Consider the following 12895-nt stretch of genomic DNA (forward strand, 5'->3'; position numbering starts at 1 on the left):
CCGGGGCTCCGCACGCGGCCCGCCCCGGACGCAGGTCCTGCTGCCGAGGCGAGAGAGAAGTTGGTGAACGACCAGCACGCCCACGCCGGGTACGCCGGCTACACCACCGGCAGCTACGACTCCGACCCGCTCTTCGGGGCCCTCCCGGGCAGTTACGAGTCCGGCCACAGCGGCCAGTACGACTCTTCCCAGTGGGACACCGGCGCACACACGACCGCGGCACACGACGTCTACGGATCGTCGGACCAGCAGCATCAGCAGTACCAGCAGGTGCAGCAACAGGCCGCGTACGGGCAGCAGTACGAGCAGTACCCGCAGTACGACGCCACCGGCCAGTGGGACTCCACCGCCTGGAACCAGGCCACCGGCACCGGCCAGTACGAGACCGCGGCCGCCGCGTTCGGCTACGACACAACCGGCCAGTACGACACCACCGGCCAGTGGGCCACCACCTCCCTCGACGCCTCGTTCGAGACGGGCGCGTACGACGCCACCGCGTGGAACGCGGAGAGCACGGTCGCACCGGAAGCCCTGGTGCCCCAACAGTTCACGCCGGAGCACGAGTTCACCTCCGCCGAGTACGGCACACCGCACGAGGCCGCGCACCACGAGGCCACGGCCTACGACGCGGACGCCTACGACCTCGGCCAGGTCGACCCCGCCGCCTACGACTCCGGCTACGCGTACGAGACCGAGTACGACGCCGACTACGCGGCCGGCAACGGCGACACGGACGAGGACGCCCCCGGCCCCGCCGCCGACGCGCACGAGACGTACGACGCGTACGAGGGTGACGCGTACGAGGGCTACGAGGCCCCCGAGACACACCTCGCGGACGACGCCCACGGCACTCACGACCTCCACGCCCACGACGCGACGCACGAGGACGACGACGAGGCCGACGCCGAGCACCACAGCGCCCTCACCCAGACCATGACCGCGCTCCCCACCGCCTCCGTGGCCGCCCGCCCGGTCCGCCGCTCCGGCGGCAGCCGCGGCCGGCGCCGGACGCCCGCGAAGCGCTCCGCCCTCCTCACCGTCGCCGTCCCCTCGGTCTGCGTCCTCGGCGCCGCCGGTATCGCGGCCGCCTCGGTCGGCGACCTCGGCGGCACCGAGAAGAAGGCGGACGAGAAGACCAACCTGGCCGCCGCCGACCCCGGCGCGGTGAAGGCGGTCGAGGCCAACAGCAAGATGGACACCCAGCTCGCCGCCCTCAGCGCCGACGCCCGCGACTTCGGCGACCGCGCCTCCCGCACCCAGGAGCGCATCGACCTGAAGGAGCGCCAGGCCGCCGAGAAGAAGAAGCGCGAGGAGGAGGCGGCCCGCCGCGAGGCGCTGCGCCCCAAGTTCGTCCTCCCGGTGAAGCAGGACGGCCTCAGCGCCTACTACGGGCAGTCCGGCGTCAACTGGATGTCCCTGCACACCGGCATCGACTTCCCCGTCCAGTACGGCACGCCGGTCATGGCGGCCACCGACGGCACCGTGCGCACCCAGTGGAACAGCGCCTACGGCAACATGGCCATCGTGACGGCGGCCGACGGCACCGAGACCTGGTACTGCCACCTCAGCACCACCAAGATCCGCAGCGGTTCGGTGAAGGCCGGCGACGTGATCGCCTACTCGGGCAACTCCGGCAACTCGACCGGCCCGCACCTCCACTTCGAGGTGCGTCCCGGTGGCGGCTCCGCGATCGACCCGCTGCCCTGGTTCCGCAGCCACGGGATCGAACCGACCTGACGGACACCCGCGCACACGCACGACGGAGGGGGAGGGCCGCACCCGGGCCCTCCCCCTCCGTCGTGTCCGTCAGGGCGTCAGAGCTTCTCGACCGGCGCGTACCGCAGCAGCAGCCGCTTCGGCTTCTCGTCGCCGAAGTCGATCGTCGCCTGCGCGTCCGAGCCGGAGCCCGTGACGCCGACGACCGTGCCCAGGCCGAACTGGTCGTGGGTGACCCGGTCCCCGACCGAGAGCGCGATCACCGGCTTGTCGTTGGCGCGCCGGGTCGCGAAGCCCGAGGCGCCGCCGCGCGAGCGGGACGAGGAGAGGGAGGAGGTGATCCCGGCCGTCGGCCCGGCGGGCGCGGCCATCGGCCCGGTGCGCTTCCAGTCCAGGTGCGCCGCCGGGATCTCCTCCAGGAAGCGCGAGGGCGGGTTGTACGAGGGCTGGCCCCAGGCGCTGCGCATCGCGGAGCGCGTCAGATACAGCCGCTCCCGGGCTCGGGTGATGCCCACATAGGCGAGCCGGCGCTCCTCCTCCAGCTCCTTGGTCTGGCCGAGGGCCCGCATGTGCGGGAAGACGCCGTCCTCCAGGCCGGTCAGGAAGACCACCGGGAACTCCAGGCCCTTGGCGGTGTGCAGGGTCATCAGGGTGATGACGCCGGAGCCGTCCTCGTCCTCGTCGGGGATCTGGTCGGAGTCGGCGACCAGGGCGACCTGCTCCAGGAACTCGGCGAGGGTGCCCGCGCCGTCCTCCTGGGCGCGGTCCTGCTCGAACTCCAGGGCCACGGCGGCCAGTTCCTGGAGGTTCTCGATCCGGGTCTCGTCCTGCGGGTCGGTGGACGCCTGGAGTTCGGCGAGGTAGCCCGTGCGCTCCAGCACCGCTTCCAGGACGACCGCCGGGCCGGCGCCGGACTCGGCGATGGTGCGCAGTTCCTCCATCAGGACGTTGAAGCGCTTGACCGCGTTCGCCGAGCGGGCGGCCATGCCGTACGCCTCGTCGACCCGGCGGAGCGCCTGCGGGAAGGTCATCTTCTCGCGGAGGGCCAGGGCGTCGATCATCGCCTCGGCGCGGTCGCCGATGCCGCGCTTGGGGACGTTGAGGATGCGGCGCAGCGGGACGTTGTCCTCGGGGTTGGCCAGGACGCGCAGATACGCGAGGACGTCCCGGACCTCCTTGCGCTCGTAGAAGCGCACCCCGCCGACGACCTTGTAGGGCAGGCCGACGCGGATGAAGATCTCCTCGAAGACACGGGACTGGGCGTTGGTGCGGTAGAAGACCGCGACGTCCCCCACCTTCGCCTCGCCCGCGTCCGTGAGGCGGTCGATCTCGTCGGCGACGAACTGCGCCTCGTCGTGCTCGGTGTCCGCGACATAGCCGGTGATCCGGGCACCGGCACCGGCGTTGGTCCACAGGTTCTTCGGGCGGCGGGACTCGTTGCGCTCGATGACGGCGTTGGCGGCGGACAGGATCGTCTGCGTGGAGCGGTAGTTCTGCTCCAGCAGGATCGTGGTCGCGTCCGGGTAGTCCTCCTCGAACTGGAGGATGTTGCGGATGGTCGCGCCGCGGAAGGCGTAGATCGACTGGTCCGCGTCACCGACGACGCACAGCTCGGCCGGCGCCAGGTCCTCGTAGCCCTCGCCGACCAGTTCGCGCACGAGCGTGTACTGGGCGTGGTTGGTGTCCTGGTACTCGTCGACCAGGACGTGCCGGAAGCGGCGGCGGTAGTGCTCGGCCACGTCCGGGAAGGCCTGGAGGAGATGGACGGTGGTCATGATGATGTCGTCGAAGTCCAGGGCGTTGGCCTCGCGCAGCCGCGCCTGGTACATCCGGTACGCCTCGGCCAGAGTCTTCTCGAAGCCTCCCCCAGAGCCTTCGGCCTGGGAGGTACCCCCAAGGGCCCGGTCGGCGAAGGTCTCCTCGTCGATCAGCTCGTTCTTCAGGTTGGAGATCTTGGCGCTGAAGGACTTCGGCGGGAACTTCTTCGGGTCGAGGTCCAGATCGCGGCAGACCAGGGACATCAGGCGCTTGGAGTCGGCCGCGTCGTAGATCGAGAACGAGGAGGTGAAGCCGAGCTTCTTCGACTCGCGGCGCAGGATGCGCACGCAGGCGCTGTGGAAGGTCATCACCCACATCGCGTTGGCCCGGGGGCCGACGAGCTGCTCGACGCGCTCCTTCATCTCCCCGGCGGCCTTGTTGGTGAAGGTGATCGCCAGTATCTGGCCGGGGTGGACGTGCCGGGTGGCCAGCAGATGGGCGATGCGGTGGGTGAGCACCCGGGTCTTGCCGGAGCCGGCGCCCGCGACGATGAGCAGCGGGGAGCCGGTGTGCACGACGGCCGCGCCCTGCTGTTCGTTCAGCCCTTCGAGCAGGGCGGCGGCGTCCACGGCGGGGCGGGGGGCGCCGTCGCGGTAGTAGCCGTCGCGGGCGGGCGGCACGTCGTACGCGCCCTGGAAGAGGTCGTCCGGGATCGGCTCCGCGGCCGCTTCCTCGGGCGGCGGCGGAGCGTGCTCGTCCCCGTGCGGCTCCTCGTCGGGAGGCGTCAGGCCGGTCAGGAAGCTGTCGTCAAAGAGGCTGCTCATCGCCTACCGAGTCTAGGCGGAGGGACGGACACTCCGGGCCGCGCTTCCGGGAATGCCCGCCGGTGCACGGTGTGTGACCGGACGCCTCCGGGACGGGGTCACAACGACACACCCCGAGAAAGGTCACGAAAATGTATCGGACATATCGAACACCAACCTTCACAGCACACACACGAATTGGTTAGCGTGCTCGATCAGACGGCCCGCAACCCTCCCGGCGAACCGCGTCGGACGGGCCGGCTGCGCCGAATCCGTACTCCTCGCAGGGCAGTTCGGAACCGGGGACCCAAAAACGCATCAAACCGGGGTGAATCGGGCCGCGTTCCTCGCGCCCGTAGGGCGTCTTCCGTTCGCCCGAACCCGACAGCTAACCCGGTAGGCGGTCCACGGAAGAAGGAGATGCCGGCCTTGGCGTCGCATCGCAGGACCCGCACACGCACCATCAAGCCCTCCCCCACCGTCGGTTTCACGACGGCCGCGCTCGCCGGCGTCACGCTGCTGTCGACACAGAGCGCGACGGCCGCCCCCGGTGAGCCGAAGCCCTCGATCGAGGACGTCCAGAAGAAGGTCGACGACCTCTACCGCCAGGCCGGCAGCGCGACCCAGGAGTACAACAAGGCCCGCGAGGCGACCGCGGAGAAGCGCCGCGAGGTCGACACCCTGCTCGACCAGGCGGCCGACCGGACCGAGAAGCTCAACGAGTCCCGCCGCGCGCTCGGCACCTACGCCGCGGCCCAGTACCGCACCGGGGCCGTGACCCCGACGGCCGCCCTGATGTTCGCGGACAGCCCGCAGGACTACTTCGACCAGTCGCGGCTGATGGACCGCATGACCGACCAGCAGCAGTCGGCGATCGCGGCCTACGAGACCGAGCGGGCCGCCGCGGCGAAGCAGCGCGCGGAGGCGGGCAAGCGGCTCCAGTCGCTCACCGAGTCGCAGCAGGCCCTGCGCACCAGCAAGCAGACCGTGCAGACCAAGCTGGCCGAGGCGCGCTCGCTGCTGTCCCGGCTGACCGCCGAGGAGAAGGCGCGGCTCGCCGCGATCGAGCGCGAGAAGGAGGCGGAGGCCCGCCGCAAGGCGGAAGCCAAGGCCAAGGCCGAGGCGGAGGCCCGCGCCAAGGAGGAGGCGGAGGCCGCCCGCCGCGAGCAGGAGACCCGGCAGCCGGGGACCGGCACGGACCCGGGCACCGGGACGGGCACCGGGACGGGCACCGGCTCCGGCTCCGGCACGGAGGACGGCGGGTACGCGGCCAAGGCCGACAAGGTCCTCGCCTTCGCCCGCGCCCAGATCGGCAAGCCCTACGTCTGGGGCGCCACGGGACCCAGCTCCTTCGACTGCTCCGGGCTCACCCAGGCCGCGTGGAAGGCGGCCGGCGTGGACCTGCCGCGCACCACCTGGGACCAGGTGAAGGTCGGCACCCGGGTCGCCACGGCCGATCTGCGCCCCGGTGACCTGGTGTTCTTCTACGACGACATCAGCCACGTCGGCATCTACATCGGCGACGGCACGATGATCCACGCGCCCAAGCCGGGCGCGAACGTCCGCGAGGAGTCCATCTACTCCATGCCGATCCACGGCAGCGTCCGCCCGGCCTGACCGGACCGGCACCCCTGCTCCCCGCGCGCACCCCACGGGCGCGGGGCGGGGGCGCGGGGACCGCTCAGGTCCAGAGCGTCGCGATGAAGATGTTGGCCACCGTCAGGCCGCCGACCGCGCCGAAGAGCGCCTTGTCGACCGTCTCCTCGTCCCGCTTCACATAGACCAGGCCCAGGATCACGACCAGGACGGCCAGCTTGATGCCGATCTTGAGGTTGTTCACCGTCTGGTCGTCCGCCTGGTTCAGGCCCACCAGCGCGACGCCGGTGACCAGCATCGTGACGGCGCCGTGCAGCATCGCCGGCGTGAAGCGCGCGGTGCCGGCGCCTATCGCCTTCATCTGGGTGAGGAAACCGCCCAGCAGCGACGCGATGCCGATGATGTGCAGGGCGACGAAGACATTGATCAGTACGTCCATGGGCCGGAGCCTATGCGGGGCCGTACCGCCGCCCCCTGGTCAGGTAACCCTCAGCTCCGTCTTCGGTCGCCGGACCGCCGGTTGTCGATCATCGAACGGTCGGAACACCCGGCCGGAACGCACAGGACCGGGCGGGTTCGGACAGTTCCTCATCTTGCGTCACCTTCCCGTGACCTTCGGGTCTAACGTCCTGCCGCACGCACCACCGACGACGGCTGTGCGACGGATGACGGATGTACGACCGACGACGTACGACGGAAGGAACGGCGCCACCGTGGCAGCGCACCGAAAACCCACCCAGCGTCCGCTCACCGGCCCGGCCGTCCGCGCCGCGGCCACCCTGGCCCTCGCGGGCGCGGCGACCACCACGGCGCTGGACTCCCCCGCCGTGGCAGAGCCCCGCCAGACCCCCGCGCAGATCAAGGCGAAGGTGGACGCCCTCTACCGCGAGGCGGAGGCGGCGACCGAGAAGTACAACGGCGCGAAGGAGCGGGCGACCCGGTCCCGCGAGCAGCTGGACGCCCTGCGCGACGAGGCCGCCCGGCGCACCGAGCGCCTCAACACCTCGCGCGACGCCCTCGGTTCCTTCGCCGGGGCACAGTACCGCGCCGGCGGCATCGACCCCGGCCTGCGGCTCGCCCTCACCTCCGACCCCGGGGAGTACCTGGAGCGCGCCTCCCTCGCCGAGCGGGTCGGGGACCGCCAGGCCGCCGCCGTCGCCGAGGTGCGCCGCCAACTCCTCGACCTCGCCGGGCTGCGCGCCCGCGCCGGGGAGCGGACACGGGAGCTGGAGCGGCAGCGGGACGAGGTCTCCCGCCACAGGACCGAGGTGCGAAAGCGGCTCGCCGCGGCGGAACGGCTGCTCGCCCGCCTCACCGCGGAGGAGCGCGCCGCCTACCGGAGCGGCGGGACCTCCACGGCCTCCGGCGGCGAGCGTGCCCCGGACCGCGCGGGCCGGGCCGAGGCGCCCCGGGGGCCCGTCGCCCCGGCGAGCGGCCGCGCGGCACAGGCGATCTCGTACGCGTACGGCGCGCTGGGCAAGCCGTACGTGTGGGGCGCGACGGGCCCCGGAGCGTACGACTGCTCGGGGCTGACGCAGGCCGCGTGGAAGGCGGCGGGTGTCTCGCTGCCGCGCACCACGTACACCCAGATCAACGCGGGTCAGCGGATCTCGCGGTCCCAACTCGCCCCGGGCGACCTGGTGTTCTTCTACCCGGGGGTGACCCATGTGGGCCTCTACATCGGCGGCGGCAAGATGATCCACGCGCCCCGGCCGGGTGCGCCGGTGCGCATCGCTCCCATCACCGAGATGCCGTTCGCCGGCGCGACACGGGTCGCCTGACGGGGGGTGCCGAGGCGGGCCACGCCCGGGTCCGGTCCGACACGGCCCACCCCCGGCCCGGCGCGGTCGCCCGAGGCGGGTCGCCTGACACGGGCCGCCGGGGCGGGCCACTCCAGGCCGCTCAGACCAGCCCCGCGCGCAGCCGGTCGCGGAGCCGGCGGGCGACCTGGCCCAGCAGCGCGTCCGCCCCGGGCTGGGCCCCGGCCGCCACCCGGGACTCGCTGAGCGCGGCCACCGCGTACCGGCGGCCGTCCGCGTGCTCGACCACCCCCGCCTCATGGCGCAGATTGAGCAGGGTGCCGGTCTTGGAGGACCAGGTCGCGGCGTCGGAGGCGAAGTCCGGGGCGAGACGGTGGCGGAGCACATTGTCGGCGAGCAGGGTGCGCAGCCGGGCGGCCACCTCCGGGTGCACCCCGCCCGGCGGCGGGTCCCCGCCCTCGGCGGAGGCCGGCCAGATCGCCTGGAGGAGGTCCACACAGGCGCGGGCCGTGCCCGTGTTGGCGCGGGAGACGTCGAGCTGCGGCACCCGGTGGCCGCGTCCGGCGGTCCCGGCGTCGATCGCGAGGGCGTGCGCCAGGTGCACATCGGCCCGGTCGAACCGTTCCTCCGGTGTCTCGCTGAGCCGGCGCATGGTGTGGCGGACGGAGATGCCGCGCAGCCCGAGGCCGTGCACGATCGCGGCGACCCGGGACGGCGGGGTCAGCTCGAAGAGCGCGTCGGCGGCCACCCCGTCGCTGATGCAGGTGCTGAGGTAGAGGAGGTCGTCGACGGAGATCCGCGCCGGGTGCCGGAAGCGGCTCAGGCCGGTCGGCCCCGGGGTGGTGATCCGCCCCGGCGCCACCTCGACCGCCGTCGCGCCGTCGAGTTCGCCGAGCCGGATGCGTTCCAGGGTGGCGAGCGCGAGGGGCACCTTGACCAGGGATGCGACGGGCAGTTCGACGTCCGGGTCGATGCCCAGTTCCTCGCCGGTGTCCAGGTCGCGCACGAGGAAGGAGCCGTGCAGCCCGCCGTCGCGCAGGTTCCGCCGCAGCTCGGCGAGGAGCCGGGAGGTGGCGGACCCGACGGGCGGCGCGGACCCGGTCCCGGGCGGGGTGGCCCGGGTCCCGGACGGCGCGGACCCGGCCCCGGGCGGGGCGGCGGGACCGGAGGCGGTCGCCGGGGCGGGCCGGGCGGGGTCTGTCCTGCTCATACGTGCTCCTCCGCACCCAGGCAGCGGGCGATACCCGGGCCGCAGACCTCCCGGACGCGGGCCGCGCCGGGGTCCGTCGCGTCCGCCGCGGTGAGGACGAACCCGCGCGCGAGGCCCCGGTCCAGATCTCCCAACGGCCGCCAGTACAGCCCGAGTTCCCGCGCCTCGGCCGGCGAGCAGAGCAGCAGGTCGTCCCGGCTCAGCACGTCCGCCGCCGCGGCCGCCTCGCTCCGGGCCACGGCCAGCTGCGCCGGGAGCAGCCCGACCGCGTCCCCGAGCCGCGCGAGCGGGTCCCGGACATGGGGGACGTCGTCCTCCGGCTGGAGCCACAGCCGGCGCAGCCGCCGCCCGACATCCGCCCGGCCGGGCCGCAGGGTGTCCAGATGGACGGGCCCGCCGGGGTCACCGGCGGCGGCGACGCCCAGCGGCACGGTCCACTCCGCCTCGGCGCGGGGCGCCGCCAGCAGCGCGGCGCGCACCTGCCCGGACCGGACCAGGTCGGCGCGTTCCGCGGGCGCGGCGGGCCGGGGGTCGATCAGCACCTCCGCCGCGTGGGCGTCGGCGATCAGACGGGCGAGGGCGCCGGTCGGGGCGGCGGGCACCGCGAGCCGCAGCGGGCGATGGCGCACGGCCTCCGCCTCGTGCTCCAGCCGGTCGGCGAGCCGCACCAGCTGGCGGGCCAGGGGCAGCATGTCGCGGCCGAAGGGGGTCAGTGTGGCCGCGCGGGAGGACCGGTTCAGCAGCCGCTCGCCCAGATGCCGTTCGAGCGCGGCGACCCGGCGGCTCACGACGGACTGCGCCGTGCGCACCGCCGCGGCCCCCACCGTGAAGCTGCCGTGCTCGCTCACTCCGACGAACGCCCGGCAGGCCGCGACCAGATCCACGCACCCACTATGCCAAAACAGCATGGGAGCGTGCGGGCGCGTCTTGGACGGCGGCGGACGCCCGGGCGGAGAGTGGTGGCCGCCGCCGAGGACCCGCCCCGCGCGTGTGCCCGGCCCGGCTCCGCCCTGCCGTGTTCCGACGATCCGGAGGATTCCGCCATGCCGCACCGACTGCGCAACCGCCCGGCCACCGCTCTGGTGGCCGGTGCCCTGACCCTCGCCGTGCTGTCGGGCTGCGGCCGGGCGACCACCCCGCCCGGCACCCCGGCCCCGGCCGCCGCCACCGCGTCGTCGACGGCCCCCGCCCCGTCCGCGAAGACCACCGAGCGCCGGTTCCGTGCGCTGGAGAAGGAGTTCGACGCCCGGCTCGGCGTGCACGCCGTGGACACCGGCACCGGACGCGAGGTCGCTCACGGCGCGGACCGCCGCTTCGCCTACGCGTCCACCTTCAAGGCCCTGCTGGCGGGCGCGATCCTGCGCACCCACGGCATGGACGGCATCGACAAGGTGGTCAGGTACACCGAGGCCGACCTCGTCACCTACTCCCCGGTCACCGAGGACTTCACCGACACGGGGATGAGCCTGCGCGAACTGTGCGCCGCCACCCTCTGGTACAGCGACAACACGGCGGCCAACGTGCTGCTGAGGGAGCTCGGCGGCCCCGACGCCCTGGAGAAGGTGCTGGAGGAACTCGGCGACGACGTCACCGAGATGGACCGGATCGAGCCGGACCTCAGCGAGGGGAAGCCGGGCGACATCCGGGACACCAGCACCCCGCGCGCGTTGACCGCCGGCCTGCGCGCCTTCCTCCTCGGCGACGCCCTGGAGCGCCGCGAGCGGGACCTGCTGCGCACCTGGATGGCGACGAACACCACCGGCGAGACCCTGATCGCGGCGGGCCTCCCCCGCGACTGGACGGTGGCAGACAAGAGCGGCACCGCGGGCTACGGCGGCCGGAACGACATCGCCGTGGTGTGGCCCGACGACGGCGGCAACCCGATCCTCTTCACCGTGCTGTCCAGCCGCGACGAGAAGGACGCCGAGCGCCGGGACGCCCTGATCGCCCGGGCCGCGACCGTCGCCCTGGAAGGACTCGGCCGCCGCTGACTCCGCGGAGGGCGGGCCCCGGCGCCGGGGCCCGCCCTCCGGGAAGGCTCAGACCAGGCGCCGGGCCGTCGCCCACCGGGTCAGCTCGTGCCGGTTGGAGAGCTGGAGCTTGCGCAGCACCGCCGACACATGCGACTCGACCGTCTTCACCGAGATGAAGAGCTGCTTGGCGATCTCCTTGTACGCGTAGCCCCGGGCGATCAGCCGCAGCACCTCCCGCTCCCGCTGGGTCAGCCGGTCCAGGTCCTCGTCGACCGGGACCGCGTCGGTGGAGGCGAACGCGTCCAGGACGAACCCGGCCAGGCGCGGGGAGAAGACCGCGTCCCCCTCCTGGACCCGGAAGATCGAGTCCACCAGGTCGGCGCCCGTGATGGTCTTGGTGACATAGCCCCGGGCGCCCCCGCGGATCACGCCGATCACGTCCTCCGCAGCGTCCGACACGGAGAGCGCGAGGAAGCGGACGGGGTGCTCGGCGGCGCCCATCAGGGTCGCGCAGCGGCGCAGCACCTCGACCCCGCCGCCGCCCGGCAGATGCACGTCCAGCAGGACGACCTCGGGGCGGGTGGCGGTGATGACGGTGACGGCCTGGTCGACGTCGGCGGCCTCGCCGACGACCTCGACACCCGTCTCCTCGGTCCGGCCGATCTCCGCCTGCACCCCGGCCCGGAACATCCGGTGGTCGTCCACGAGGACGACCCGCACCCGCCGCCCGGCCGCCGCCTCCCCCGCGCCCTGCCCCTCGGCGCCCGCGCCGCCCGTTCCGCCCGGCTCGCTCATCCGTCCGCCCTCTCCATCTCCAGCTCGACCTCGGTCCCGCCGCCCGGCGCCTGCCGCAGCCGCGCCGTGCCGCCGTTGCGCTGCATCCGCCCGATGATCGACTCCCGGACGCCCATCCTGTCATCGGGTACCGCGTCCAGATCGAAGCCCGGACCCCGGTCCCGTACCGAGACGAACACCGACCCCGGCTCGACCTCCGCGTAGACCTGGACGGGCCCTCCCGTGCCACCGTACTTGGCGGCGTTCACCATCGCCTCGCGCGCGGCCTGGAGCTGGGCGCCGAGGCGCTCGTCGACCGGGCAGTCCCCGACCACGACCACCTCGACCGGCACCCCCTGCTGGTCCTCGACCTCGGCGGCGGCCCGCTTGACCGCCTCGGCGAAGGTGTCGGGCTCCGCGTCCTCGTCCTTGCCCGTGCCCTCGGGCCGGTAGAGCCAGTTCCGCAGCTCCCGTTCCTGGGCGCGGGCGAGCCGGCGGACCTCGCCGGGGTCCTCGGCGTTGCGCTGGATCAGGGTGAGGGTGTGCAGGACGGAGTCGTGGACATGGGCCGCGACCTCGGCGCGCTCCTGGGCCCGGATGCGCATGGTGCGCTCCTCGGAGAGGTCCTGGGTCATCCGCACCAGCCAGGGGCCCGCGAGGAGGGCGACCCCGGCGACGACCGCGATCACCGCCGTGAGGATGTTGCCGAGCTGCGCGGCCGAGCCCCGGACGACGACGAACAGGGTCAGCCCGGCGGCGGCCAGGGCGACCCCCGCGACCACCCGGACCGCCGGGATCAGCCGCCCCCGCCCGCCCGAGGCCGGAATCCAGCTCGCCCGGCGGGCGTTGTCGGCCTGCCGCCACACCAGGACCACACCGGCGCCGATGAGGAGGGTGGGCACGATGTAGCGGTTGGCGGTGTTGCGCTGGAGGTTCTCGACGAAGATCACGCCACCGGCGAACAGGGCGCACAGGGCCAGCAGTTGGCCCCGGTCCGGCTTGCGCAGCCGGCGCCGTCCGTCGGACGCGGTGGCGAAGAAGGAACGGTGCTCGGCGGCCCGGCCGCCGACGCCGAGCGGGACGACGATCCAGAGGACCGCGTACGGCAGTGCGCCGAGGCCGTCCGCCATGAACAGGACCAGGAACACCAGCCGGACCCAGATGACCGGCAGCCCGAGATGGCCCGCCAGGCCGCGCGCCACACCGCCGAGCAGCCGGCCGTCGGCGCTGCGGTACAGCCTGCGCACGGGCGGATCGTCGGTCTCGGTCGGACGGGCGGCGGCGACGGGCATGCCCCGATCGTCA

General features: G+C 73.5%; 10 protein-coding genes and 1 riboswitch. Of the genes, 4 read left to right on the forward strand and 6 right to left on the reverse strand.

Annotation, left to right across the window (positions count from 1 at the left end):
* Positions 1-63 precede the first annotated feature (63 nt).
* Complete coding sequence (locus tag ABZ457_RS03830; protein ID WP_359153546.1) at positions 64-1737, forward strand: M23 family metallopeptidase; 1674 nt, start codon at positions 64-66, stop codon at positions 1735-1737.
* Between the two features lie 77 nt (positions 1738-1814).
* Here the strand turns inward: ABZ457_RS03830 and pcrA are convergent, their stop codons facing one another.
* Entirely contained in the window at positions 1815-4298 is a 2484-nt protein-coding gene (pcrA, locus tag ABZ457_RS03835) for a DNA helicase PcrA (RefSeq protein WP_359153548.1), read from the reverse strand.
* Positions 4299-4531: 233 nt separating this feature from the next.
* Positions 4532-4696: riboswitch (cyclic di-AMP (ydaO/yuaA leader) on the forward strand.
* A gap of 1 nt (position 4697) precedes the next feature.
* Here pcrA and ABZ457_RS03840 point away from each other — a divergent pair.
* Positions 4698-5894 (forward strand): C40 family peptidase, encoded by a 1197-nt coding sequence (locus tag ABZ457_RS03840; RefSeq protein ID WP_359153550.1) that lies wholly within the window; start codon positions 4698-4700, stop codon positions 5892-5894.
* A gap of 64 nt (positions 5895-5958) precedes the next feature.
* Here ABZ457_RS03840 and ABZ457_RS03845 read toward each other — a convergent pair whose 3' ends face one another.
* A complete protein-coding gene (locus ABZ457_RS03845; RefSeq protein ID WP_359153552.1) occupies positions 5959-6312 on the reverse strand; it encodes a hypothetical protein in 354 nt (117 codons plus the stop codon).
* A gap of 226 nt (positions 6313-6538) precedes the next feature.
* Between ABZ457_RS03845 and ABZ457_RS03850 the strand changes: the two genes are divergently transcribed.
* Entirely contained in the window at positions 6539-7654 is a 1116-nt protein-coding gene (locus ABZ457_RS03850) for an NlpC/P60 family protein (protein WP_359153554.1), read from the forward strand.
* A 121-nt stretch (positions 7655-7775) separates the two neighbouring features.
* Here the strand turns inward: ABZ457_RS03850 and ABZ457_RS03855 are convergent, their stop codons facing one another.
* The gene (locus ABZ457_RS03855; protein ID WP_359153556.1) at positions 7776-8843 is read right to left on the reverse strand and encodes a serine hydrolase; all 1068 of its coding nucleotides are present in this window, start codon (positions 8841-8843) and stop codon (positions 7776-7778) included.
* Entirely contained in the window at positions 8840-9727 is an 888-nt protein-coding gene (locus ABZ457_RS03860) for a LysR family transcriptional regulator (RefSeq protein WP_359153558.1), read from the reverse strand. Before ABZ457_RS03860 ends, ABZ457_RS03855 begins: the two co-directional genes overlap by 4 nt.
* Before the next feature lie 159 nt (positions 9728-9886).
* Between ABZ457_RS03860 and bla the strand changes: the two genes are divergently transcribed.
* On the forward strand, positions 9887-10834 hold the full coding sequence (bla, locus tag ABZ457_RS03865) for a class A beta-lactamase (RefSeq protein WP_359153561.1): 948 nt from the start codon (positions 9887-9889) through the stop codon (positions 10832-10834).
* A gap of 48 nt (positions 10835-10882) precedes the next feature.
* Here bla and ABZ457_RS03870 read toward each other — a convergent pair whose 3' ends face one another.
* Positions 10883-11611 (reverse strand): response regulator transcription factor, encoded by a 729-nt coding sequence (locus tag ABZ457_RS03870; protein ID WP_359153563.1) that lies wholly within the window; start codon positions 11609-11611, stop codon positions 10883-10885.
* Positions 11608-12882 carry a PspC domain-containing protein gene (locus ABZ457_RS03875; protein ID WP_359153566.1) on the reverse strand — a complete coding sequence of 425 codons (1275 nt, stop codon included), beginning with the start codon at positions 12880-12882 and terminating at the stop codon, positions 11608-11610. The genes ABZ457_RS03870 and ABZ457_RS03875 overlap by 4 nt, the downstream gene beginning before the upstream one ends.
* Between the last annotated feature and the right edge of the window lie 13 nt (positions 12883-12895).

Source organism: Streptomyces sp. NPDC005805, from assembly GCF_040630445.1.
Classification (GTDB): Bacteria; Actinomycetota; Actinomycetes; order Streptomycetales; family Streptomycetaceae; genus Streptomyces.